The sequence below is a fragment of the Acinetobacter sp. 226-1 genome (assembly GCF_030329325.1).
In the GTDB taxonomy this organism is placed as follows: Bacteria; Pseudomonadota; Gammaproteobacteria; order Pseudomonadales; family Moraxellaceae; genus Acinetobacter; species Acinetobacter sichuanensis.
Map to the genome: position 1 here is coordinate 442,301 of NZ_JACANU010000003.1, position 26,115 is coordinate 468,415.

22 protein-coding genes are annotated in these 26,115 nt (G+C 37.3%); 9 read left to right on the forward strand and 13 right to left on the reverse strand.

What is annotated here, in order from left to right; translation table 11 throughout:
* Positions 1 to 336 precede the first annotated feature (336 nt).
* Positions 337 to 684 carry a GlpM family protein gene (locus tag HX124_RS08210; RefSeq protein WP_286382946.1) on the reverse strand — a complete coding sequence of 116 codons (348 nt, stop codon included), beginning with the start codon at positions 682 to 684 and terminating at the stop codon, positions 337 to 339.
* Between the two features lie 168 nt (positions 685 to 852).
* On the opposite strand from HX124_RS08210, the gene HX124_RS08215 reads away from it, so the two are divergent.
* The 3 genes from HX124_RS08215 (at position 853) to HX124_RS08225 (ending at position 5,316) form a co-directional block, all read left to right on the forward strand.
* Positions 853 to 1,227: a hypothetical protein gene (locus HX124_RS08215; RefSeq protein ID WP_286382945.1), complete on the forward strand. Its 375-nt coding sequence runs from the start codon at positions 853 to 855 to the stop codon at positions 1,225 to 1,227.
* Positions 1,228 to 1,499: 272 nt separating this feature from the next.
* Complete coding sequence (uvrA, locus tag HX124_RS08220) at positions 1,500 to 4,331, forward strand: excinuclease ABC subunit UvrA (protein WP_286382943.1); 2,832 nt, start codon at positions 1,500 to 1,502, stop codon at positions 4,329 to 4,331.
* Positions 4,332 to 4,470: 139 nt separating this feature from the next.
* Positions 4,471 to 5,316, forward strand: a complete 846-nt coding sequence (locus HX124_RS08225; RefSeq protein ID WP_286382941.1) for an AbiJ-NTD4 domain-containing protein — start codon at positions 4,471 to 4,473, stop codon at positions 5,314 to 5,316.
* A gap of 50 nt (positions 5,317 to 5,366) precedes the next feature.
* Here the strand turns inward: HX124_RS08225 and HX124_RS08230 are convergent, their stop codons facing one another.
* Both HX124_RS08230 and blaOXA read right to left on the reverse strand, forming a co-directional pair.
* Positions 5,367 to 6,722, reverse strand: a complete 1,356-nt coding sequence (locus tag HX124_RS08230) for an MFS transporter (protein WP_286376125.1) — start codon at positions 6,720 to 6,722, stop codon at positions 5,367 to 5,369.
* Positions 6,723 to 7,070: 348 nt separating this feature from the next.
* On the reverse strand, positions 7,071 to 7,856 hold the full coding sequence (gene blaOXA, locus HX124_RS08235) for a class D beta-lactamase (RefSeq protein ID WP_286383038.1): 786 nt from the start codon (positions 7,854 to 7,856) through the stop codon (positions 7,071 to 7,073).
* Between the two features lie 1,048 nt (positions 7,857 to 8,904).
* Here blaOXA and omp33-36 point away from each other — a divergent pair.
* Positions 8,905 to 9,783, forward strand: coding sequence for a porin Omp33-36 (omp33-36, locus tag HX124_RS08240; protein ID WP_265935919.1), 879 nt, complete (start codon positions 8,905 to 8,907; stop codon positions 9,781 to 9,783).
* 66 nt (positions 9,784 to 9,849) lie between these two features.
* On the opposite strand, the gene HX124_RS08245 is transcribed toward omp33-36, so the two are convergent.
* Both HX124_RS08245 and HX124_RS08250 read right to left on the reverse strand, forming a co-directional pair.
* Positions 9,850 to 11,829 carry a glycine betaine transporter gene (locus tag HX124_RS08245; protein ID WP_286382939.1) on the reverse strand — a complete coding sequence of 660 codons (1,980 nt, stop codon included), beginning with the start codon at positions 11,827 to 11,829 and terminating at the stop codon, positions 9,850 to 9,852.
* Positions 11,830 to 11,991: 162 nt separating this feature from the next.
* Positions 11,992 to 12,669: an ion channel gene (locus HX124_RS08250; protein WP_286382937.1), complete on the reverse strand. Its 678-nt coding sequence runs from the start codon at positions 12,667 to 12,669 to the stop codon at positions 11,992 to 11,994.
* Between the two features lie 160 nt (positions 12,670 to 12,829).
* On the opposite strand from HX124_RS08250, the gene HX124_RS08255 reads away from it, so the two are divergent.
* Positions 12,830 to 13,204 carry a hypothetical protein gene (locus HX124_RS08255; protein ID WP_286382935.1) on the forward strand — a complete coding sequence of 125 codons (375 nt, stop codon included), beginning with the start codon at positions 12,830 to 12,832 and terminating at the stop codon, positions 13,202 to 13,204.
* Positions 13,205 to 13,273: 69 nt separating this feature from the next.
* Here the strand turns inward: HX124_RS08255 and HX124_RS08260 are convergent, their stop codons facing one another.
* Together HX124_RS08260 and HX124_RS08265 are read right to left on the reverse strand one after the other, a co-directional pair.
* On the reverse strand, positions 13,274 to 14,989 hold the full coding sequence (locus tag HX124_RS08260) for a cation acetate symporter (protein ID WP_286376128.1): 1,716 nt from the start codon (positions 14,987 to 14,989) through the stop codon (positions 13,274 to 13,276).
* A 1-nt stretch (position 14,990) separates the two neighbouring features.
* The gene (locus tag HX124_RS08265) at positions 14,991 to 15,326 is read right to left on the reverse strand and encodes a DUF485 domain-containing protein (protein ID WP_107007248.1); all 336 of its coding nucleotides are present in this window, start codon (positions 15,324 to 15,326) and stop codon (positions 14,991 to 14,993) included.
* A 185-nt stretch (positions 15,327 to 15,511) separates the two neighbouring features.
* Between HX124_RS08265 and HX124_RS08270 the strand changes: the two genes are divergently transcribed.
* Positions 15,512 to 19,003: a hybrid sensor histidine kinase/response regulator gene (locus HX124_RS08270; RefSeq protein ID WP_107007249.1), complete on the forward strand. Its 3,492-nt coding sequence runs from the start codon at positions 15,512 to 15,514 to the stop codon at positions 19,001 to 19,003.
* Between the two features lie 397 nt (positions 19,004 to 19,400).
* Entirely contained in the window at positions 19,401 to 20,168 is a 768-nt protein-coding gene (locus HX124_RS08275; protein ID WP_286382933.1) for a hypothetical protein, read from the forward strand.
* Positions 20,169 to 20,188: 20 nt separating this feature from the next.
* Here the strand turns inward: HX124_RS08275 and HX124_RS08280 are convergent, their stop codons facing one another.
* The 5 genes from HX124_RS08280 to pyrE all read right to left on the reverse strand — a co-directional run bounded on the left by HX124_RS08280 (position 20,189) and on the right by pyrE (position 23,758).
* A complete protein-coding gene (locus HX124_RS08280) occupies positions 20,189 to 20,809 on the reverse strand; it encodes an alpha/beta fold hydrolase (RefSeq protein WP_286382931.1) in 621 nt (206 codons plus the stop codon).
* Positions 20,810 to 20,873: 64 nt separating this feature from the next.
* On the reverse strand, positions 20,874 to 21,272 hold the full coding sequence (locus tag HX124_RS08285) for an OsmC family protein (RefSeq protein ID WP_286382929.1): 399 nt from the start codon (positions 21,270 to 21,272) through the stop codon (positions 20,874 to 20,876).
* A gap of 26 nt (positions 21,273 to 21,298) precedes the next feature.
* Positions 21,299 to 22,249: a pirin family protein gene (locus HX124_RS08290; protein ID WP_286376131.1), complete on the reverse strand. Its 951-nt coding sequence runs from the start codon at positions 22,247 to 22,249 to the stop codon at positions 21,299 to 21,301.
* A gap of 256 nt (positions 22,250 to 22,505) precedes the next feature.
* Positions 22,506 to 23,024 (reverse strand): hypothetical protein, encoded by a 519-nt coding sequence (locus HX124_RS08295; RefSeq protein ID WP_286382927.1) that lies wholly within the window; start codon positions 23,022 to 23,024, stop codon positions 22,506 to 22,508.
* A gap of 83 nt (positions 23,025 to 23,107) precedes the next feature.
* Complete coding sequence (pyrE, locus tag HX124_RS08300; RefSeq protein ID WP_107007255.1) at positions 23,108 to 23,758, reverse strand: orotate phosphoribosyltransferase; 651 nt, start codon at positions 23,756 to 23,758, stop codon at positions 23,108 to 23,110.
* 40 nt (positions 23,759 to 23,798) lie between these two features.
* On the opposite strand from pyrE, the gene HX124_RS08305 reads away from it, so the two are divergent.
* Together HX124_RS08305 and HX124_RS08310 are read left to right on the forward strand one after the other, a co-directional pair.
* Positions 23,799 to 24,623, forward strand: coding sequence for an exodeoxyribonuclease III (locus tag HX124_RS08305; RefSeq protein WP_286383037.1), 825 nt, complete (start codon positions 23,799 to 23,801; stop codon positions 24,621 to 24,623).
* Positions 24,624 to 25,131: 508 nt separating this feature from the next.
* Positions 25,132 to 25,479 carry a Spx/MgsR family RNA polymerase-binding regulatory protein gene (locus HX124_RS08310; protein WP_107007257.1) on the forward strand — a complete coding sequence of 116 codons (348 nt, stop codon included), beginning with the start codon at positions 25,132 to 25,134 and terminating at the stop codon, positions 25,477 to 25,479.
* An 80-nt stretch (positions 25,480 to 25,559) separates the two neighbouring features.
* Here the strand turns inward: HX124_RS08310 and HX124_RS08315 are convergent, their stop codons facing one another.
* Positions 25,560 to 25,988, reverse strand: coding sequence for a DUF2147 domain-containing protein (locus HX124_RS08315; protein WP_107007258.1), 429 nt, complete (start codon positions 25,986 to 25,988; stop codon positions 25,560 to 25,562).
* Positions 25,989 to 26,115 lie beyond the last annotated feature (127 nt).

The window sequence follows — 26,115 nt, forward strand, 5'->3', positions numbered from 1 at the left end:
CAGAGTCTTATATCCAAAATTTAAATTTAGGGATTAGCCTTCGGCTTGACCTACTTTTCTTTCGGGAAAAGTAGGCAAAACCATTGTCATCCGCAGAACTCGTCCACTAGCATCAAAAGATTTAATATTTCGCAGAAACTTTATTTATAAGAAGGAGTCCTGCCTCAAACAATTGCGGATGACGTTTCCGCGTATCAAAATTCTTCTAGATCTAAAGTATAATTTTAGAGCTACTGCGTAACATCAGTAACTAAGTATTCGGGAGGATTTTTAACAATTTATCCAATAATTTTATTGAATTAACAGGTATTAATACCCTGCTATGACTTTTCATCTTTACGCTGATGCATAATAAAAATTCCAAGCATAAATCAACACAATGGCACTCAATACCCAACACAAAGTAGCGAGCCCTAAACATGACCAAACAGGCACTTTAGGTGCCAACAAATAAACCGTCAATAAATAGACAAAATAAGGAATTAAAGACCACATACCAAATAATGCGGTTTGCTGTAAGGCATGGCTACCCTTATCTTGAGCGACAATGACATGTGCAATTAGGGCAAAAGTTGGAAACAAAGGTACCAAACCTGCAATATAAAATACCTTGCTTTTTGACAATACAGCGATCAACAAAACAACCGCTGCTCCAATCACACATTTTAAAAATAAAGACAGCATGGTTGAGCTGCTCTGCATCGACTTGAAGATATAATTTTACTGTATTTCTTTCATACTGCTACACATCGGCACGAAGCAATAAAATCAAAACTAGACAAAGTCATACAATAATGCCAGAATAAATGATAATAATTATCATTATCAATTCATCAAAGGTGTGAGGTGCAGATGCAAGATCCAACATTAGCAACGGAAGCCATTCGTACATTTTTCACTTTACAATGTTGTTGGCTAAACAATAAAGAAATTTATCTAGAAAAAGGGTGTCAGCATTGCGGTGCTGCTGCAACGTACCTGATTTATTATACAAATACACATATTCAAAAATTGATGTTGGCATTTATTACAAAATTTAATTGCCATCTTGCAAAAGGTTGGGACTTACTCGATTTAGATGATTTTGAAGATCAATATTATGATTTTCTACAATTACTTGAAAAGGAAGTTAATTTTTATGCCAGACAACACCATGATATTGCAAGAGTATTTGCATTTGAAGACTTAGATTTTATTTTCGAGCGCCCATATTCGATGGCATGTTAATCGGGCTTTTATAAAACCGAATGATTGATTCTATAGGGAATTTTACTGTTCAAATATCATATTCAACAGCAATGACGTTTGAACAGTTTTGTCTTTAACTTGATGAAAAGCTCATTTTATTGAATTTGAAAAATGCAAAGAAAGGTTCTGATTTAATAGATCTTTCACATATCCGACATAAAATGTCGCGAAAAAACGATTTAATACAGCTTGAACAAAATTAAATCGCTATCATATATAGCCTTCAAATTGCATACATTCGAGATCGTTCTATGAGCCAAAGTCATATCCGTATTCGAGGCGCACGTACCCATAATTTAAAAAACGTATCGCTCGATATTCCACGCGACAAATTTGTGGTGATCACGGGACTTTCAGGCTCAGGTAAATCATCACTTGCTTTTGATACCTTATATGCCGAAGGTCAGCGCCGTTATGTTGAATCTTTGTCTGCTTATGCCCGTCAGTTTTTATCGCAAATGGAAAAACCTGAAGTTGATTCGATTGAAGGTTTAAGCCCTGCAATTGCCATTGAACAGAAATCAACCAGTCACAACCCACGTTCAACGGTGGGAACCATTACTGAAATTTACGATTATCTGCGTTTACTTTATGCACGTGTGGGTACACCTTACTGTCCTGAACATGACCTGCCAATGGTGGCGCAAACTGTTTCGGAAATGGTTGATGCAGTCAAAGGTCTGGAAGAAGGTACAGCACTGATGTTGCTTGCACCTGTGGTACGAGAGCGTAAAGGCGAGTACAGCAATTTATTTGAACAATTACAAAGTCAGGGTTTTGTCCGTGCCCGTGTCGATGGTGAAGTGATTGATATCGACACACCACCTGAATTGGATAAAAAGAAAAAACACACCATTGAAGTGGTGGTAGACCGTTTTAAAGTCCGTGATGACTTGGGCAACCGTATCGCAGAAAGTTTTGAAACCGCACTGCGCTTGGGTGGTGATATTGCAATTTTATCGTGGATGAATGGCGAACAGCCTGAACGGGTATTTTCAGCAAAACATTCATGCCCTCAATGTGACCGTGCTGTTGCAGAATTAGAGCCTCGCTTATTCTCATTCAACAACCCATTTGGGGCATGCCCTGTCTGTGATGGTTTAGGAACACGTAGCCATTTCAGTGCAGATAAACTGATTCCAAGTCCTGATGTTTCGATCAGTCAAGGTGCAATTCGGGGTTGGGACAGACAACGTCCGTACTATTATTCGATGATTCAAAAAGTGGCGGATCATTTTGGTTTTTCTTTAGATACACCATGGAATGAGTTGGATGCCGATACCAAAAAGAAATTTCTTTATGGCACAGGCAAAGAAAAAGTTGATTTAAGTTATATCGATGAGCGTGGTCGTAAGCATAGCCGTGTACAAGCTTTTGAAGGAATCTTGCCACATTTAGAACGTCGTTATCGCGAAACAGAGTCCAACTATGTTCGTGATGACTTGGCGCAATATTTATCCAATGCAGCCTGTGATGCCTGTGGTGGTTCTCGCTTAAATGAAATCTCACGCCATGTTCGTGTCAAAGACAAAACCATTGCCCAGATCACTAAAATGTCGATTGGCGACGCAGAAGATTATTATCAGGATTTAAATCTTGAAGGTGCCAAAGGTGAAATTGCCGATAAGATTTTTAAAGAAATCCGTGAGCGTTTGCACTTCCTTGTCTCTGTGGGTTTGAACTACTTAAGCCTGTCCCGTTCTGCGGAAACGCTTTCGGGTGGTGAAGCACAACGTATTCGTTTGGCTTCGCAAATTGGTGCAGGCTTGATGGGCGTGATGTACGTGCTTGATGAACCTTCGATTGGTTTGCATCAACGGGATAATGATCGTTTGCTTGAAACATTGGTTCGTCTTCGTGACTTAGGCAATACGGTTTTAGTGGTTGAGCATGATGAAGATGCAATCCGTGCCGCAGATCATATTATTGATATTGGTCCGGGTGCAGGGATTCATGGCGGTCATGTGATTGCCGAAGGAACCTATGATGAAATTTTGGTGAATAAAGATTCACTCACAGGTCAGTATTTATCAGGCAAGTTAAAAATTGAAGTGCCTAAAACACGTGTGCAACCGCCAAAGCCTGATGAACAGATCAAGCTAATGGGTGCGGCAGGACATAACCTGAAAAATGTCGATCTGACTATTCCTTTGGGCATTATGACCTGTGTCACTGGGGTTTCTGGTTCAGGTAAATCCACCTTAATTAACCGCACTTTATTACCGCTTGCTGCAACACAATTGAATGGTGCAACCACGCTCACTGCAGAGAAATTCGACTCGATTGATGGTTTGCAGTTCCTCGATAAAGTCGTCGATATTGACCAAAGCCCAATTGGACGTACCCCTCGTTCTAACCCTGCAACTTATACAGGTTTATTTACCCCGATTCGTGAATTATTTGCTCAAACTCCAGAAGCCAAAGCACGTGGTTATGCCGCAGGTCGTTTCTCATTTAACGTGAAAGGTGGTCGTTGTGAAGCTTGTGAAGGTGACGGGATGATCAAAGTGGCGATGCATTTCTTACCCGATATGTATGTGCCATGTGATGCCTGTCATGGTGACCGTTATAACCGTGAAACTTTGGAAGTCGGCTATAAAGGAAAAAATATTTCTGATGTTTTGGGTATGACTGTTGAAGATGCGATGCATTTCTTTGATGCAATTCCTGTGATTCACCGTCGTTTGGAAACTTTAAATCAGGTTGGTTTGGGTTATATCCGTTTGGGTCAGTCTGCAACCACGCTTTCAGGCGGTGAAGCGCAACGTGTGAAACTTGCTCGTGAACTTGCTAAGCGTGATACAGGTAAAACCTTGTATGTGCTTGATGAACCAACGACTGGTCTGCATTTCCATGATATTGCGAAACTTTTGGATATTCTTCATGAGCTTCGTAATAAGGGCAATACTATTGTGGTGATTGAGCATAATTTGGATGTGATCAAAACTGCTGACTGGGTGATTGATTTGGGTCCTGAAGGTGGTGCAGGCGGTGGGCAGATCATTGCTGAAGGTACACCTGAAGACGTGGTGAAATCTAAAGTTTCACATACAGCGAAGTTTTTAAAGCCGATGTTGAAATAAAAATCTCCCAACCATTTTTAGAAATGGAGTTCCCCTCTTTTTAAAAAGAGGGGAAATTCCCTCTCCTTTCCTTGCGCCATATATGGCTCAGGGCTAGGGAGAGGTTATAAAAAATGAAAATAAGTGAATAGGGGATAAAATGCACTTTTCAGAAAGATATGGATATAAACCTGTTCGAGAAGTTATTCAAAAAGAAAGCATGGATGATGATTTAAAAAATGGATTATGGAATGTGATTAGTGAATGCATTTTTCAAAAATACTCTCCCCCCTATCATGCTCGAACCAATCTTATATCAGGAAGTAACCTAGAATCATTTTTTAAATTATTATTCCATAGTTGCTTCAAAAAAAGAATTGATCAAATTCCATATTTGATAGAAGCCACTATTGGAGAAATTGACACTTTATTTTTCAAAAAATACCGTTGGTATGAAATTTATGATTTTATTGAAGCTTGCATTCAATATTTTCCTTTTGATAAAGATAAAGAAGATTTCATTCTTTTATTAAATGATTGCTTAGAAGTTGAAAACTCTGCTTATAGAATAGTTGACAATCAAATTACAGAAATCACTTCCGAACAAGAAATCCAATCCATCGAAGAAGCTTTAGCCAATACCAATCCATATTCAGGTGTTCAACAACATTTAAATCAATCATTAAAACTCATGTCAGATCGTCAAAATCCTGACTATCGAAATTCAATTAAAGAATCAATTAGTGCAGTCGAATCCATTTGTAAAATCGTGACCAATGATGAAAAAGCTACTCTAGGTAAAGCATTAAAAATTATTGAGGATAAATTCAGCTTACACCCTGCACTAAAAGGAAGTTTAAGCCAACTTTATGGTTACACTTCTGATGGAGATGGAATTCGCCATGCAATGCTTGAAGAATCCAATTTAAGTTATATCGATGCTAAATTCATGCTCGTTGCTTGTACCAATTTCATCAACTATTTGATTGAGAAAACCAAAGATTAAATATCCTAACTCAACTAGAAAAAAAGACCTCTTTCGAGGTCTTAACATACTTAGTGACTCACCACCACTTCACCTGTTTGCTGATAACGCTTACGAATTAAAATCACACAAACCCAAGCAATCACCAACGGAATAGCCAAAGCATAAAAATAACCACTGCTACCAAAACCAGATAAAACAGTACCACCAATCGCAGAACCGAGTATCGCACCAAAACGCCCCATACCAATCGCCCAACCCGTGGCTGTTGCGCGAACTTCAGCAGGATACGATGCAACCACTAAATAATTTAACGCGAGTTGTTGTCCGCCGATACCAAAGCCTGCCAATGCAATCAGTGCAAAAATCATCGACCATTGTGCAGTTTCAATACTTAGACCCAAAGCAATAGCAACGGCAATTCCGCAAGCAAACATGAAATACAGAATTTTAACTGTATTAATTTTTGGTAAAAAATAAGCCAATGGAATCGCAAACACAATAAATGCGGCATTTACCGTCACAGAAGCATAAGGCGCTTGAATAGGATCTAGACCAGATTGTTTTAAAATCGTTGGCAACCAAGACAGTAACATAAACCATGCAATCCAGTTAAAGAAATATGTTCCCCACACACCCACTGTTGTTTTGGCTAAACCATTTTGAAATAAACTCGAAAGCTTGGCTGGCTCTACTTTTTGAATCTCTGATTTTGCAAAAACATCTTCATTAAGCTGAATCGGTTGAGCTGAAATTTTATTTAAAATTTTGGCAATACTGGCTTTATTTTTTTCGGTAGGACGCTGCGCCAAATACTCCAAAGATTCAGGTAAAACAAAAAACATCAAAACTAATAATGCCAACGGAATGACACCACCAATAATATAAATACTTTGCCAACCCCAAAGTGGTAAAATTTTAGCCGCCAATATACCGCCAATCATCGCTCCTGCGGGTAGTGCCAAAAGTACACCTGTCGTGACTAAGCCTTTATAACGCTTTGGTGAGTATTCAGATGCCAATGCTAAAAGCACAGGCGTTGCGCCTCCCATACCTAAACCTGCGATCACTCGCAAGACAAAAATATGATCTAAATGCGTGACAAAAGCCGTTGCAAAAGTCGCGAGCGCAAAAATAAATATACAAATCATCAAAGTCTTACGGCGCCCTAACTTATCTCCGAGCATTCCTAAGAACATCGCCCCGACTGTCATGCCAATAATACCTGCGGTCAATACAGGTGCTAAAGCTTTGGCATCGAGTTGAAATGCATCAATAATTGCTGGACCTGTAAATGCAACTGCTTGGGTGTCAAAGCCATCAAATAATGCGATGAGAAAGCATAAAAGAATAATAAACCATTGATATGGTGAAAATCTCTGATCCACAACCTGTGAAATTTGTGTGGGTTTTGGTGTTAAATCCATTTTACATCCTTATCCGTATTCTTATTTTATTTTGAACGGATCGTCATAAATCACAATACATCTAAAGGTATCTCCTTATACCTTTAGTGACATTGCTTGATCAGGCTTGATCGACTTCATGACTATATTAAGCCTAAATACTTAATTCAGTTTCTATATTTACTACACAATAATCGTTTTTTTAAATTAATATTATTTAAATAAACTGTTTTACTTATATCAAAAAAGTGAATATAGTAATCTTATCAAATTGATGAATGCTTTTAATTTATTCGCTGTAAGTTTCTTAGCATTACATTTTCTGCCCAGTCACCTCTCTATCGACTGGGCTTTTTTTTTATTTATTTCTTATTTCAAATAACTATAAATATTTAATTTATCAAGAACATCTAAAGTGAGTTCTTTTCTTGCTCCAACATGATCACCCTGTTTCATCGTCATATTTAAAGAAAATGCTGTGATTTTACCATGCCCATCATCGACCCAACCTGTATACCAACCGACTTGTGGCTCAATATCCATTGCCCAACCACTTTTGGCATAAAGTTTTAAGTCACCGCGTTGTTCGATCAAAAGCATTTTTTTAACTTGTTGCTGTACTTTTACATCAAAATCCAATTGTTCTGTTGCTAAACCATATACAAATGCTGCTTCTTGTTGTGGTGTGATTTTTAATGGACCTTTCAACCAAAATTGATCAACTTGTGTACCAATATCAGCATTGCCAAAGCCCACACGTTTGACTTCACTTTGCATGAGTTCTAAACCAATCCGACGAGCCAACTCTTGATACACAGGTACTGCTGATGCTTGCATTGCTTCAGCTAAAGTCATGTCTTTCTCCCAACTCGAAAAACTACGCTTTTTTCCATCCCATTTAAATATTTCAGTATTACTTGCTTTGTTATGCTGCAAGCCAATCAAAGCATTCAATATTTTAAAAGTTGATGCAGGAATAAAAGCCTGATTGGCACGAGACAAATTATTGCCAAACTGTTGAAAATGCTGTCCGTCATAAATCACCATCACTGCTTGTGTATGTGCTTCATCAAATAAGTATGGAATTTCTTGTACTCTTGATAAGTTTTCAGGCATTGGCTGCACTTTTATCACATCATTTGTCTGAGATAACATTTGCTTTTGGCAGCCCAAACTTATACCCACTAAACCTAAAATAACTATACATTTGATATAGTTCATTATTTACCCAATAAATAGTATTTAAACCGCATCATAATTGATCTAATTTTTAAAAAATGTAAGTTTTTTTCACAAGGATGTAAGAAAATATTTACAAGTGCAACAATTAAGTGCATAATGCACCCCATTAGGGCGATTTAGGAATATTCCTCAGCAGAATTTCTAAATTTTCCGAAGATTTTGGCGAAAAACCCCAGTTTTGATAAAAAACTGGGGTTTTTTTTAACTTTTTCTCTTAAATGAATAAAAAATACGCACCAATATAGTGCAACAAAAGTCTTTAATTTATTTAATTTCGATACAAAACAATATTTTACATTTCAACTAAATTAAGGATGAAAAATAACTAAACATTAATATTTTTTTAATATTACTGTTATTAAAAATTAATCAAAAAAAAGCCCAACCTTGGGGAAAGTTGGGCATTAAAAAGTAAAACTATGAATAAATTATCAAATTTGTCATATAAATTTGATATAAGAATTATGCGAAATTTAACCAATAAAGTAAAGCAGATTGTTTTAGTAGGATTTGAAATAAATCACATAATTTGTACAATATGATAAAAAATCAACAAAAATAATTTTGTATGTTTATTTTTTAAACAAAAGAAGCTTTTTAGCAAAATATCTATCTTTTTAAATTACGAAATAAATCACATATTCACATTAAATAAAGCCACTGAAACAAAACTGAAATAATCAATTATTTCGATCAATTAAATAAAAATAATCCATAAAACCAATCCAATTTTCAAGGTTTTTTTACCTAATCTATATACATATTTTATAATTTTTATAGGTTTAGTTAGTTGTTCTCATTGATATTTTTTCAGGGTTGACAGGTTGAGGTTCATTTGTCCAATTTTCGACCGCTACCATATTTAAAAAACAAACTCAAAATATAATATCTTTATACTTCATTGACTTAATACATTGTTACAATACAATGCAGTATATTTTACCCATTTCACAAACTGGAAATGATTATGAAAAAACTCGGTTTAGCCACTGCTTTATTATTAGCCATGACCGGTGCTCAAGCGTATCAATTCGAAGTTCAAGGTCAATCTGAATACATCGACACAACTGTAAATGACAAAGATTTTACAGGTGGAATTCAAGGTACATATTACCTTAAAGACGTTGATGCTTCTAAAGGTCCTTTGGCTGAAGCTGCATTTTTAAACCAAGCTTCTAACGTTTCGCTTGCTTATAACTATGGCGAAGTTGGTTCAAATGGTGTTGACGTAATCGCTCATAACTTTGGTGCTAAAGCTGAAGCTTATATTCCAACTAAATTCGTTCCTGCTTATGTAAGTGCTTCTTATAGCCATACTATTTTAGACAGCAAAAACCAAAATCGCGCTGACGACAATGGTGATCGTTATGCATTAGAAGTGGGTGCGCTTGCAACTAAAAACTTCTTAGTTGCTGTTGGTTATACAAGTGTTGCAGACCAAGCTGCGCTTGATGCATTCAATGTTATGGGTACAGGCATTGCAAAAGCTGTTGCAGAATCTGCAACAATTGGCGATGACCAAGATGCAATCACTGCACGTACTAAATATGTAGGTAACATTGACGGTACAAATATGGCGATTGGTTTTGAAACTGGTCTTGTATACGGTGATGACACTGCTTACCAATTAAAAACTGATTTGTATTTGAACCCACAATTAAGCGTTGGTGCTTCTTATGCAGAGTCTAGCTTTGATGCAACTCCTGATTCAGCTTGGGGCGCAAACGTAAATTACTTCATCACTCCTGCTGTTGCAGTGGGTGCAAGCTACGTAAATGCAAACTCTAAAGCAGCAAACGACACTCAAACTGTGGGCGTTAATGCTAAATTCCGTTTCTAAGAATATTTCTTCAGAAGCAAAAAAAGGACTCATTTGAGTCCTTTTTTATTGTTGATCTGGTGAAAATCAATCTAGGTTTGAATTACGAATCACATTTAAGAAATGTAAATGACGTTCATATTGGTCAATAATATCTTGTAAAACATCTTCTTGTGTCCAGTCCATTACATCATAGCCCTGTCCACCTTCACGTAAAAAGACTTCTGCTTGATAAAATGTATCAATATTTTCATGCTGCTCATCGAGCATAAAACTCGCAGCTTCTGTGACATGATTAAAAACTTTATACACAAAATTGACTTCGCTTTGATGGTCAACGCTCAGCACCAAACCTTCTTCAATTTCCTGAATTTTCACATCTAAATGTCGGCGTTTAAATTCACGTTGAATATTTTCAAAAGCTTGTCGCACCACTGTTTGTATATATTCTTCAACCTCGTGATGGGTATGCGGATAATGCATAATCAGCCCAAGGCGTTGTTGCCAACTTCTTGGATTTTGTACTGCTCGTGGCGTAATACGTGCAACTTGTAAAGCATGCATTTTTGTTACATCTAAACGTAATGCTTTGAGTAGCCCCCAACAGAGCAGCAACATAATCAAAGTAAATGGCAAAGCACTCATCATGGTTGCCGATTGCAATGCACCTAACCCACCGACCAACAGTAAAATAATGGACAAAATAGCCATTAAAGCTGTCCAAAATAAACGTTGCCATGCAGGTGAATTTTCAGTTTTTGCTGTTAAATAATCTGTGACCAGCGCACCAGAGTCAGCTGAGGTGACAAAAAATAAAATCACTAAAATCGTTGCAATAAAACTAGAGATACTTGCAAAAGGTAAATGATTTAAAAATTCAAATAACGCTACAGAGGAATCTTGTTGCACGGCGGCAATCAGGCTAGTATTTCCTTGTTCTAAAATACTAAATAATGCCGCATTCCCCATAAACCCCATCCAAATCAGGGTAAATCCTGTTGGAATAAGTAAAACACCAACAATAAATTCACGGATGGTTCGTCCACGTGATACACGTGCAATGAACATACCAACAAATGGAGACCAAGAAATCCACCATGCCCAGTACATAATCGTCCAACCACCAATCCAGCCATTGGGTTGATAAGCATAGAGATTAAAAGTCATGGAAAATAAATTGGACATATACTGCCCAGCATTTTGAATTGTGGTTTGTAAAATATAGACACTTGAACTTGCCAAAAATACAAAGACCAGTAAAGCCAATGCTAAAACTAAGTTCAATTCAGAGAGGCGTTTAATTCCTTTATCTAAACCGAGAAATACAGATAAAGAAGCCAATGCACTCACAAAAATAATCAAAATAATTTGTGTACTGATTTGAGTTTCCCAACCAAACAGGTAGCTAAGCCCTGAATTGATTTGCGTTACACCAAATCCTAGCGTGGTTGCCACACCAAACACTGTACCAATGGTGGCAAAAGTATCTACAGCATCCCCCAAAGGACCGTAAATTTTTTGACCAATAATGGGATATAAACCAGAGCGTACTTTGAGTGGTAAATGATAACGAAAGGCAAAGTATGCCAATGTTAAACCGACTAAAGCATAAATCGCCCATGCATGTAAGCCCCAATGAAAAAAGGTGATCCGCATTGCTTGCTGAGCAGCTTCAATACTTTGAGGCTCACCTGTAGGTGGATTGACATAATGCATGACTGGCTCAGCTACGCCAAAAAACATTAAACCAATCCCCATGCCCGCAGTAAATAACATGGCAAACCATGAGCCGTTACTATATGACGGCTGACTATGGTCAGGACCTAATTTAATTTTTCCCATATCGGATAAAGCAATAAAAACCAATACCATGAGAAAAATGGCGACAGAGAGTACATAAAACCAGCTAAATGAATCAGTAATCCACTGATTCATATGTTGAGTGATCAGTTCAAAAGCATTAGGTGTAAAAATTACAACTGCTAAAAATAAAACAATAATCCCAACGCTACTAAAAAATACATTTGGATTGACATTATCAAACCAAGATCGTTTTTTGGAAGGCATATCTTCCTCACATTTTTTTACTTAAAGGACAGACCAAAAGGTCAATAAAGGCATTCACATGACATGAAAAAAGAGCAAGTTCAGCTAAAAAGAACTTGTAAAACATGATAATTCATCTAAAACAGTCAAAACGTTGGCTTACTGTAAAAACACAATCGGTGATTAATCGGTCTTATGTGCAATATAATGCAAAGCAATTAAGCGCGACACAATCAGTGCTAAGTACATTACACCGCCAAACATTTGTAACATTGCAACAATACGTGCTGCGGGTGCAATTGGAATAACATCAGAAAGTCCTGTTGCAGACTGCAAACTAAAACTTAAGAACAGTAAGTCCAACCAAGTTTGATATTCACCAACATGATTTGGGTTTTGAAAGCTATTGGGTACGGTTAACTGACAAATGCTATATAAAAATGCAAAACCCCATGCAAGCAATGTAAATACTGCTCCTGCTGCAAATAGCTCATCTTTGGTTAAATAGCGGTCTTCAAACATATAGCGCACTAAACCATAAGCAGCACAAAAATAAGCAGCCGCTTCAAATAAATGTGCTGTGATTTGCATAGGGACAGAACGTAAACCGATCAACATCAAAATAGAAAAAATAAATGCACCTGTCACAAAGAAAAGCCCGATCACACTATAAACAGGTGTCTGTCGAATGACCTTTGCAATCATTAATAATGCCAATACACCCAGTGCCCACATGAGCGTTTGGTAGCTACGACTGGTACTTGTCACTAAATATAAAATAAGCATATTGAGTTGTACCAATAACAACCATGCTGATGGCAAAAGCTTAAAACCTCTCCAAAACTGCACTAGCGTTTGCATATATTTTCCTTTTCGTTCTTATTTTTTTGTGGTGAATGATACGATATCTTACAGAAAATTTTAAAAAATCATCAATACATTGCCTATCTTTCATTCGATACTATGTCAGATTTTAAACTCAAAATCGTTTAGCCCAAAAGCATCATACAAGGACATCATGATGAAAATAAAAATATATGGGGTTATTTTATGTAGCAGTCTAATTTTATTTGGCTGTACAAAAACAGATCCTTTACTTGAAAAAAATCAAAACTATATTGGTGAATGGAAAAGTGAAAATAGTACACTTGAGATTAAAAAGAATGGTGAAGTTAAGTTTGCACAGCACCTACATTCAGAACAAAAAAATGCCTCAAGTGATATGAAGTCTTCAACAATTTCAAATATCAAAGCACCACTCACTCAACTTGATCAGCAGCATTTGCATATTGGTGAAGGTGATTTATCAAAGGACTTTAAAATTAATAAAGCACCTTATCAACAAGATAATGAATGGCGTTTGATTTTAGATGGTGAGATTTATACACGACATTAACCTCAAAACATCTACTCCTCAGCATAAAAAAAGTCCCTTTTGGGACTTTTTTTACTTTAAAAAACTGACTTAGTGATCTGAAGCACCAGAGATACCAATACCTGTTTGTGAGCGAACAAACTGCGCATCAAATGCTTTACGTTCTGCTTGTGCACGTGGTGAGTTATCTGTTACAGAGAACAACCAACAGCAGATAAATGCTAATGGCATTGCAAAGATTGCTGGACCATTGAATGGGTTCACTGGTGTATCAGAAATATTTAATGTATCTACCCAAACTGCTTTAGATAAGATAATTAAAGTTACCGCTGTTACCAAACCAACCAAACCACCAATCACTGCACCACGTGTTGTTAAGCCTTTCCAGAACATTGAAAGTACAAGTACTGGGAAGTTAGCACATGCAGCAACAGAGAATGCTAGACCCACCATGAATGCTACGTTTTGTTTCTCGAACAAGATTCCCAAAATCATGGCAAAAATAGCTAAACCTAAAGTTGCGATTTTAGACATACGAAGTTCAGATTCAGGTGTCGTTTGACCTTTCTTCAATACGTTTGCATACAAGTCATGAGAAATTGCTGAAGCACCTGATAGTGTTAAACCAGCAACAACTGCAAGAATTGTCGCGAATGCAACTGCTGAAATAAAGCCCATGAACAAGTCACCGCCCACCGCATCAGACAAGTGAACCGCAGCCATGTTATTACCACCAACAAGTTCTAACTTGCCAGTAACCGCCATTTTTGCAACATCAATAAATTGTGGGTTGTTTGATACGAAAAGAATCGCACCGAAACCAATAATGAACGTTAATAAGTAGAAATAACCAATGAAACCTGTTGCAACAACAACTGATTTACGTGCTTCTTTTGCATCTTTAACCGTAAAGAAACGCATTAAAATATGTGGTAAACCTGCGGTACCAAACATGAGAGCTAAACCAAGAGATAAAGCATCTAATGGATTTGCAGCTAAGCTACCTGGACCCATGATTTGCGCTGCTTTTTCAAAGCTTACATCATGAACTTTTGCAAAAACTTGAATCGATTGATTGAACATTTCAGCGAAACTAAAGCCAACGGCTTTCATGACCATAAATGCCATGAATGTTGCACCTGAAAGTAGCATTACTGCTTTAATGATTTGCACCCAAGTGGTTGCCAACATACCGCCGAAGATAACGTAAGCCATCATCAGAAGACCAACGATCACAACAGCAACGTTATAGTTCAAACCAAATAAAAGTTTAATGAGCTGACCTGCACCCACCATTTGAGCAATCAAATAGAAAGCAACAACAACCAATGAACTCACAGCCGCAAGTGTACGCACAGGTTTTTCTTCTAAACGGAATGAAACCACGTCAGATAAGTTAAATTTACCTAAATTACGTAAACGCTCAGCAACTAAGAAAAGTACAACTGGCCAACCCACCATGAAACCAAGTGAGTACAGCAAGCCATCAAAGCCTGAACTGAACACCATTGCGGAGATACCGAGGAACGATGCTGCTGACATATAGTCACCTGCAATCGCTAAACCATTTTGGAAACCTGAAATCCCACCACCAGCAGTATAGAAGTCAGCAGTACTTGTGGTTTGTTTTGCTGCCCATTTCGTAATAAATAGCGTTAAGCCAACGAAAATAGCAAACATGATAATTGCATGCCAGTTGGTTGCTTGTTGTTCTGCTGCACCAAGATCTGGACCAGCTTGAGCAAGTGTAGAAAACAGAGCTGTAGATGCTAGCGCTGCTTTGGTTTTTAAAGCATTCCATTTCATCTTAGTATTTCCCTTTTTCTTTAGCAATCGCTTCTACTTCTCGCATTGCTTCATCATTTAAGTGATCAAGCTTATTGTTGGCAATATATGAATACACGCCACATAAAACGAAAGATAAAACAATAATGCTCAGTCCTAAAGGAATTCCCCAAGTCGTTACACTACCTTGCGATACTGGTGTGAGTAGAAACTCTTTGTTGTAGCCGACTAAAAGCATAAATCCAACATAAACAAACAACATAATTGCTGTTAATGTCCAACTTAAATTTCTCTTTTTCGCTACCATTTCTTTAAATTTTGGATTTTGTAGAATTGCATCTACCTGTCTCTCATCCATCATCTCGCTCCTTGATTCGCGACCAGTCCACTGGTTGCAATTTTTAATCATTATTTTGATGAGATAAAATTAACAATGTTGAAGCTTCACGTAACTTAGACTTTGGTCGTTAAATTTTAATCAGAATAAATGCCTCTGTTCTGGGATGCGTTATCATAGGCATAGCTTGTTAGACTGTAGTGATTATGAATAGTTGGTTGATTATTGGGGTTCTCGCCCTTTACATCATAATTTTATTTGCCTGCGCCTTCTTTGGTGAGAAGCATGCAAGTAGATTAAGTACACGTGGGCGAATGCTTCTCTTTAGTCTAACATTAGGCGTATATTGCTCTTCTTGGACGTTTTATGGCGCTACAGGCGCGGCAGTTCGTGAAGGGATTATTTTTCTTCCCATCTATTTAGGTCCTTTGCTTTTTGTCGGCTTAGGCTACGATATTTGGCGGCGTTTAGGTCGAGTTCGTCAGCATCATGCCATTTCATCCATTGCAGACTTTGTTGCGGCGCGCTATGGAAAAAGTGGAACACTCGCCTCTTTAGTCACCATTTTAGCCGTCATTGCGATTATTCCTTATTTAGCTTTACAACTACGCGCGATCGCACTCAGTGCATCCGTCATGCTCGAACATAATACACAAGTCATTTCAACCACCACCAATGGTGTATTGGGCTTAACTGCTGTTTTAGCCATTTTAGCCATGATGTTTGGTACACGACAAATTGCCAATACCGAACAACATGGTGGTTTAATGCTTGCTGTTGCATTTGAGTCATTTGTTAAATTATTTGCCTTACTCTGTGTTGCATTCTTTTTTATTTTTGAAAACCCAGAAAATCTGTTACAAATTTCCAAAGATGTCAGTAAAACATTTCATGAAGTACAACTTTTTGGAGTTCCTGAAACATTTTGGGTGCAAACCTTACTTGCAGCTTTAGCAATCATCTGTTTACCTCGTCAATTTCACGTTGCAGTTGTCGAACTACGTGACGAAAAACATATTCGTGGTGCACGTCGTTGGTTTGCAGCCTATTTAATTTTAACCATTATTGCCATTATTCCAATCGCCAGTTGGGCACTCCATGCTGCACCTGCTTACTTAAGTATTCCAGATGTTGCTGTGCTGTCTTTACCACTGAGTTATGGGCAAGACTGGCTGACTTTATTGGCATTTTTAGGTGGATTTTCAGCATCAACTGGCATGTTACTGGTATCCTCTGTAGCGCTGTCGATTATGCTCAGTAATGATTTAATTATGCCTGCACTTTGGCGTTTAAATGTTTTATCCAGACATGATAAGCGCCTCCCACAAGTATTAAAACTCACGCGTCGAATTTGTATTTTGGCAGTGATGTTTTTAGGCTTTTTATTTTTCCATTTCTTCAATGATATTGACCAATTATCAACATTTGGCTTACTGGCTTTTAGTGCGGTTGCACAGTTTTCACCTGCGCTGATTGGCGGGTTATATTGGCGCGGAGGAAGTCGTCAAGGTGTTTATGCAGGTTTAGTCATTGGCTTTATTTTATGGATATACACTCTACTTCTACCGACTGTTTTACGTAGTTTACCTACCGAATATAGTGCTTTTGCAGAGCAGTTTTTAGTTCATGGTCCCATGCATATTCAATGGCTAAGACCTGAAGCACTCTTTGGTTTTGAGTCCTTCGCGCCACTGACTCATGGCGTCACTTGGGCTTTGGGCTTAAATATTCTACTTTATATTTGGGTTTCTCGTATTTACCGCCCTTCTGTTGCAGAACAAATCCAAGCTGAAAGTTTCTTTTACTATGAAACCAAGCCTTTACCTGCACAAAATACCTCAACAGATATCAGTTATTTAAACCATGATGTTGCGCGTTTAAAAGTTGGAGATTTAATTGCTCTAGCAAAACGTATTACAGGTGAAGGTCCAACTGTCCAAGCTTTCCGTCAATTTTGCATCATGAATAATGTGGTACTGAATGAAAATAGTAGTGCAAATGGCATGTGGTGGCGATTTACCGAACAATATCTCGCAGGAACAATCGGTGCTGCTTCAGCACGTACTCTGCTCACAACGGCAATGGTCAATAATGGTTTAGCATTAGGACAAGTTGCTAATATTCTTGACCAAGCTTCACAGTGGCAACGTTTTAATCAAAACCTGATTATGACCATGATCGACCACATGACCCAAGGGGTCAGTGTTGTTGATGAGAATATGTGTTTAGTGGCTTGGAATAATCAATATCTCAAACTTTTTGATTATCCAAAAGACTTGGTCTATGTCGGTTGTCCAATTGCAGATTTGATTCGTTATAACGCAGAACGTGGCGAATGTGGTCCAGGCTCAATCGAAGAGCATGTACGCAAACGTATTCACTGGATGAAAGTCGGTAGTGCGCATGAGTTTGAGCGTATTCGTAAAGATGGACGCGTCATTCAAATGCGTGGAAATCCAATCGAAGGTGGTGGTTTCGTTACGACATTTGCTGATATTACAGCTTTCCGTGAAAATGAAGCCGTTCTTGAAGCTCGTGTTTCAGATCGAACCCAACAGTTAGCAAATGCTTTAGCAGAACAACAGTTAGCACGTGAACAAGCTGACAAAGCCAATATGTCGAAAAGTCGATTTATTGCAGCAGCCAGTCATGATTTATTGCAGCCCATGCATGCTGCTCGTTTATTTAGTACAGCACTTGAACAAAGCGTACAGACCGATGAAGACCGTAAAACTTTACAACAACTTGATCGTGCTTTATATGGTGCAGAAAGCATGCTCTCTGCGTTGCTAGATATTGCACGTTTAGAAGGCGGCACCATTCAACCTAAACGCCAGATTTACCCATTACATGATTTATTACGTGATTTAGAACTGCAATTTAAATCCATTGCAGCGCAGCGTAATATCAAATTAGTGGTACATGATGCTCAGTTCTGGATAGACACTGATCCACAATGGATTCGCCGTATTATTCAAAATTTTGTGAGTAATGCGCTACGTTATACGGCTAAAGGACGTGTTGTTGTTGGTGTATTACGTTCTGCATCAAAGCCTAGACATATTCGCATAGGTGTTTGGGATACAGGTCCGGGTATTGCTGAGGAACAACGTATTAAGCTGTTCCAAGAGTTTGAACGCTGTGGACATACTTCACCGTGGGGCGAGCAAGGTTTAGGTTTGGGCTTAGCCATTGTACAGCGTATGACGAGTTTGTTGGATTATCCTGTACATGTTGCTTCTGAGTTAGGCAAAGGCTCATGCTTTATGATCGAAGTACCTATAGTTGATGCACCAAAAGTAGTTGCAACACCTGTACAAGCGGTTCCTTTACGGACTAAAGCATATAAAATTTTATGTTTAGATAACGATGAAACCATTTTAGAAGGCATGAATACTTTATTAACCAAATGGGGTTATCAAGTCTTTAAAGCCACTGAACCTGAACAAGCTTTAGAAATTATCCAAAATGAAAATATTCAAGTTTGGTTAGTTGATCAGCATCTTAACCATCATAAAATTGGTTTAGATTTTATTTTGGAAAATCGTCAGGAAAATGTTCCTGTTGCACTGATTACAGCCGATTCTGATCCAGAACTTCCACAACATTTAAAAGAGTTAAATATTGTCTTACTGAAAAAACCACTCAAACCTGCTTCATTACGTTCATGGTTATCAGGTCTAAAAATATCAAAATAAGCTCAAGCTAAAAGTTTGAAAAATATGTTTTGATACATTTATTGCGTCTAAAAAATTATTTTTAGGCGCATTTTTTTAAGACAAATAGCAATCCTGTGAACAAGTTTAGGCAAAAATGATCAAAAATTAGTGATTTTTAATCAAATTGATTGACCAAAAAATTCACTGAACTATTTTCTATGGCAAATTCAATCAAATTTATTTCCATACATTCGCACACTTGGTTACAATTATTTAAATATTTGAATTTTATAAATATAATAAACAAAAAAAACCACATACAACTTTAGTCTTATTCCTATTGCATCTTAGATAAATCATAAAATTAGCCTATTGGTTAGATAAATTTGCATCTGGAATGATGCATAAACAAAATTTTAAAAATTAGGAGTTTTCCATGAATATTTCTGAATCAGTGCCTCATGGTATCCATCAAACCCAACAATTCCATCGTCAATATGGCGTCAATGCCATATTGCCTGAAATTGATTGGAAAACTGTTTTCCCACATACTAAATTAGAAAATACTCAATTAAATGCTTTAAATGCGCTTTATCAGGCAGCCGTTCCTTTGGCTTTGAAAGTCTTTGAAGAGCTCAAATTTGATGTGTTTTTGCCTGCTGCGTATCAACCACAAGGTTTAGGTTTATTTGATAAAATCGCACAACAAGAAGAATTACTCATTCAAGAACTTAAAGATGAATGCAAATCTTTAGATGAAGAAACACGCCATCAAATTTGGAGCATGTTGCTACGAGGTGGTGCTGTTCTGGTTTTTAAAGCATGGCTAGGTAAAGTTAAAACAGGTGAAAATAGTTTAGATTTAACTCAATTTGATGAACTTTCTGACTTATTATTTGTGAAAACCTCACCAACCACATTGGCACAACGCTTAAATGTAGACACACATGCAGATTATGATCATGTCTTTTTAATGTATGGTGATGATATTTTCTTAGATCGTTTCAATAGCTTAGAAACAGCAGCTTTATTTGTTGATCTTGAAGTTTATGATGCTGCTTTCCTGAGCTTACGTGATGATCGTGTTGCGGAGTATTTAAAATCAAAAGATTATGTAACCCAAGAGCAAATCGATGATCTTAAATACGCGTTAAATCCATTAGGATGCCCTGACTTGATTTCTAAACAAGATTGTCTAGCTTAAACATCTAAAATGGATCATGCCTAACTTTCCTCAGTTAGGCATTTTTTATGGGTGATGAGAAATTTTTCAATGAATGCCGAAACTTGCTCAGCATGCACATGTGCTAAATCATGTTGTCCATTTTCAATGATATGCAGTTCAGATTGAACGATTTTCTGATGTAAATACTGCCCAACTGTTACAGGGCTGATCGGGTCTGAACCGCCCCAAATCAGTAAAACGGGACACTGTATTTTTTCCAACTCAGCATCAAGCTCGACATGATGTTGAACAAACCAATCAGGTACAGCAAAATTAAGTTGATAGTCTGTACGCCAGTCGGCAACTTCAAACTGACTCAAATCAATTCCACCTGAAGTTGCAATCAAAACCAAAGTAATAACCTGCGTTGATTTTTGTAAAGCGGCTTGTACTGCAAATATTCCCCCCATAGACTGCGCAATCAATACAGAAGGTTGCTGAATTTGCTGCAATACATGGTGTTGTAAGTCTTCAAAACTGTGCACATGATCATTATCAGGATGACCACCAAAGCTTGGATAGGCAATCACTTGTGTAGTGACATCTAATGTTAAGCACTGAATAACATTATTCCAAAATGTGGTATTGCCTGACGCACTAGGTAAAAAGATCAAATTCATCAATAAAACCCAATATAAAAAATGGCATTTTCCTTAAAAAACACCATTTTTTATTTTTCTATGACTAAAGAATAGACGTGTTGATTTCTACACTTCGTAATAATGTCTTTGTTACAGGGGTTTTCTGACAAATATCCAAAACTTTTTGATGTAATTCTTCAGTCAAAGGCTGTGCAAAAGCCAAACGAGGATCTATCCATTCTTTGCCTTCTTTATTGGCATTAAAATCAGCTTCAACTGTAAATTCACCTAAGTCAAAACCTTTATGCTGTGCGTACATGCGTAGCGTAATCATGGTACATGAGATTAACCCTGAACAAATAAAATCATAAGGCGCTAAACCCTGATCTTGTCCACCAAATGACTCGGGTTTATCCGTAATGAGTCTGTGCTGACCACTACTGACCTCTCCTGACCATGCTTCGGACAATGTTTTTACCTTTGCATTTGCGATAATTGCCATTTTATTTTACTCACTTTTCACTATTTTTATTTTGAAGGACGCATTTTATCAGGAAATACAGGTGCTTCTAAACGAGGACCGTCATAACTTGGAATACGTCCAAAACGCGCATCTTCTGCTACCCATTGCTCACGTGCAATCTTTAACTCTTCTTGCGTACGACCAACAAAATTCCACCACAGTAAAATTGGAGATTCAAAAGGCTCACCACCAATGAGCAATAGACGAGCACCTTTATGGAGTTGTACTTCAATTTTATGAATACCAGGTTCTAATACCACCATATTATCGCTGTTGAGTTCATGTCCATTCACAACAGCCTCACCTTCGAGTGCCATAAAACCATATTCAAATTTTGGATTTAAAGGAATGATGGTGGTGGTTGATTCTTTTGCATAAAAATCGACTCCAACCAGTTCAGAATGTACCTTCACAGGCGAAGTTGTTTTTAGAAACTCACCCACTAAAACTGTAAATTCAACCTCATCTTGTTCAACCACAGGCAACTCAGGATAATGGTCAAACTGTGGAGCCATATTTATTTTATCATCAGGCAAAGCAATCCAAAGCTGAGCTGCATGCATTTTTGTTTCATTGTCAGGTGCAACTTCTGTATGGGAAATACCATAACCTGCGGTCATGAGATTGACTTGTTTAGGTTGAATGAGTTGATTGGTCGTACCCAGACTATCACTATGCAACATCGTCCCTTCAATCATCCAAGTAAAGGTTTGTAAACCAATATGTGGATGTGGTCCTACATCTAAGCCATCACCTTGAGGAAAAGTTACAGGTCCTGCATGATCTAAAAAACACCATGCGCCAATCATACGCTTATGACGGCTTGGTAAAGCACGTTTAATCACAGTGCCTTTGCCGATCTCCGCAGAGCGAATTTGAAAGTTTTGAATAAATTGATTGACGTATTTTTCGCAATCATCAGAATTAGAGATTTCACTATAATTGGTATTTGTCATATTTTTATCCTAAATAAATGCTGCATAAAATTTGCGATGGCGATGCTGATCTATCCATATTCTAGTCAATTTTCAAGATTTGACCTAGATAACATTTAATACGCTGAATACTAGTAATAGGACAATAACAGAATTGTTTTTGTTGTAAATTTCTTTTAATTTTTATTTTTTTCAGCTTTGTCTTAAAAGAGCAGTCCCTGTTATTATTTTTCTTCTTGGACTTTGAAAACTAAGCATGACTGAAAATGATTGAGCATTATTTACTTTGCTCTTTAACTTCCAAATATTCAATTTCTGCTGAGTCAGCAGGCAAATTTAAACGAATTTGACAACCTAATTCATATTCACTTTTTTGGATAACCAAAATTTCGGATAATACTTCTATTGGGCGCCCAACTTTAAAATCCGTTTTTTCCAAATACTGCCCAAGCTGTTGTGCATAAATATAATCTAATTGACCAATTTTAATGTCTTTTAACATCACATCGATCATATATTTTTCATGCTGAGACTCTGGCACACGTTGTAAGCGTACTTTTTTATAATATGGCTGTGCTGTCGGTTTCAACATCTGCTCAGTAATGATCTTACGCTGAGCTGCATAGCTGATCTTGAGTTGATAGGAAAATTCTGTTGTATCTTCAATAACTAAGGGATGAGATCTAAAAAACATATCTCGTTCAAACTGATAACGTTGCCAGCGTCGCTCATCCATTTTTTGCACAATAACAAAACCAAATATAACAACAACAGCAACCAAAACTAAAAACACCATGAGTGCATTAACCTGAAGCAAATCTATTTAACAAAAATAAGGAGCGATACGCTCCTTAAATCTTAATTATGTAATCTAAAAGATTAAATACCATATTTCACACGGTATGCTTCCATTTTAGCTAAGGCTTCTTTTTCACCTTTTGCATCTAAATAGTCCATCAAATCTTTCATGGTAATCAAAGCATGTACAGGAATTTCTAACTCTTTTTGTACTTCTTGAATCGCAGAAAGTTGACCTTGACCTTTTTCTTGACGATCTAACGCAACCAATACACCTGCAATACTTGCACCTGCATTTTTAAGAACCGTCACGACTTCACGAATTGCTGTGCCTGCCGTAATAACATCGTCAATAATCCAAACCTTTTTGCCTTCAACCGCAGCACCAACCAAAACACCACCTTCACCATGATCTTTTGCTTCTTTACGGTTAAAACCCCAAGGCACACTTACGCCATGAACTTGAGAAAGTGCAACAGCCGTTGCAGCAACAAAAGGAATGCCTTTATAAGCTGGACCAAAGATCACTTCAACATTGTTACATTGTGTGAGTTTATCTGCATAACCTTGTGCTAACAGCGATAATGCTTCACCGTCATTGAGTAAGCCTGCATTAAAAAAATAAGGACTCACACGACCTGATTTTAAAGTAAACTCACCAAATTTAAGCACACCACGTGATAAGGCAAGTTCGATAAAAGTTTGCGGATTGAATGTCGCTGCTGATGTCATGAGGTGCTCCGAAATTCTGTAATAGAGGTAAGACTTGCGCATGATACCAAAGAGTAGCTATCCAAGTGATCAAAAAATTTTAAGAGTTGTCTCAATTAACGTAAATGGTTTACGTGCATCTGTCACAAAAGGCTTGCTAGATTGGCTTGAACAGTCTGAGGCGGATGTCATTTGTATGCAAGAAAGTCGGATCACACATACACAGTGGACTGATAAATTTAAACCTGAAGGTTGGTACACGCATCTATTTCCCGCAGAAAAAGCAGGCTATGCAGGGACTGCTATTTATAGCCGATTACCTTTTGTTTCCATCAAAGATGGTTTAGGTTTTGAATTAGCCGATTCACAAGGTCGTTTTATCAGTGCTGAATTTGATCTTGGTTTAGAACAAAACGTACATATCTGTTCCCTTTACCTTCCTTCAGGTTCTTCAGGTGATGAAGCACAAGCACGCAAAGATCATTTTTTAGAAGAATATAAAGTCATTCTAAAAAAATGGCGTGATGAAAATAAATCAGTCATTGTCTGTGGCGATTACAATATTGTGCATAAACGTCTTGATATTAAGAACTGGTCAGGCAATCAAAAAGCATCAGGCTGCTTACCACATGAACGTGCTTGGCTCGATCATATTTATGATGATTTAGGTTATGTAGATACCTTCCGTGAAGTACGCAAAGAAGCTGATGTTTACTCTTGGTGGTCAAATCGAGGACAAGCACGAGCAAAAAATGTCGGTTGGCGCATTGACTATCAGGCATGCTCGCCTGACTGGAAAACCCGTACTGTCAACGCTTGGGTCTATAAAGAACAATGGTTTAGTGACCATGCACCTGTCATTATTGACTATCAATTATCAGTTTAAAATATAGAACCCTCACTATTAAGTGAACACTTGTTCACTTAATAAGTGTAAATATCTCACAATACTTGTCGTGTTATCGTATTTTTTCTTCACCCCAATAAGCGCATTATTGTCTCACGGCACAGGGACATTGTCAGGATGACAGCAAAAGGATAGGACGCCGTAGGACGAAAGGAAAATACTAAACGCAAGTTTATATTTTTAATGGATTTGACATTGGACGTTGTACTGAGACCCGCATAGTCAGGATGATTAGATGCGGGTTTTCTCTTTCTTATGTTTTAAATAATTACTTTGTTATTTTCAAGTCTTTTCGTTGTTTATCTTTATAATTTTTCTTCATGTTTATAGCAATTAATTTAAAGACTTTATCTTTCATTTTTATGACAACTTATATTTTCACATTATATTTCCCATTTTAAATTTTAAATGGTTTTAGTCCACGCATTTTTTTTGCTACCCTAAAATTCAGCAATATCAAAATTTAAAGACAAATAGGTTATATATTATGTTGAAAATTTACGGAATCAAAAACTGTAGTTCGATGAAAAAAGCGTTTGACTTACTCAATGAACTGTCTATTCCTTATGAATTTCATGATTATAAGAAACAAGGCATTGATGCTGAAACATTAAAAAGATGGCTCAACCAATTAGGACAAGAGCTTATTCTCAATAAAAAAGGCACAACATGGAAAAAACTTTCTGAACAAGAACAAAAAGAAGCTTTAGAAAACCAAGACAATCTGATTCAAGCTTTAATCGCACATAGCAGCATGATCAAGCGTCCTGTTATTGAAAAAGATGAACAATATGTCGTCGGCTTTGATGAAGAAAAAATCAAAGCTTTAAAATAAAATAGCGTCTATCTGCTGTTTAATAAACAATAAAAAGCTCGATATTAATATCGAGCTTTTTCACATGATTGATGCAAAAATTAGTTAGCACGAATCCAAGTTTGGTTACGACCTAAAGCCGAAACGCCCATATAGCCACGAAGGTTGAGCTTACTGCCTGCTAACTCACCTTTTAGCTTATAGCTTTTGCCATTTTTAGGGTCAAGAATTGTACCGCCTTCATATTTACCATTTACATTTTTTAATCCATGAACAATGGTGACACCTTTCAAAGATTTATTGTGATACTTGCCTTCACACTTCGTACATACATTTTCTTCGCCTGGCGTCACAATACTTTGGATCGTGGCAGAAAGTGTGCCATTACTTTGCTCAGTAAATTTCACAATCGCTTTCGGCTGTTTGGTTTCATCATCAATGGTTTTCCATACTGTACCATTGAGTGGATCTGCTGCATTAGCAAATGCCGTCGCTGCGAATAAGCCGATCATCAATGCTATTTTTTTCATTTTTGTTGATTTCCCTAGTCATCATTAACATATGATAGTATTCAAAAATTGCAACAAATATGCAATTTTTGAATGTGACTATTTAGTGTACCCTTGTAAATAATGTTGGTCATTCAACAAATAAAAA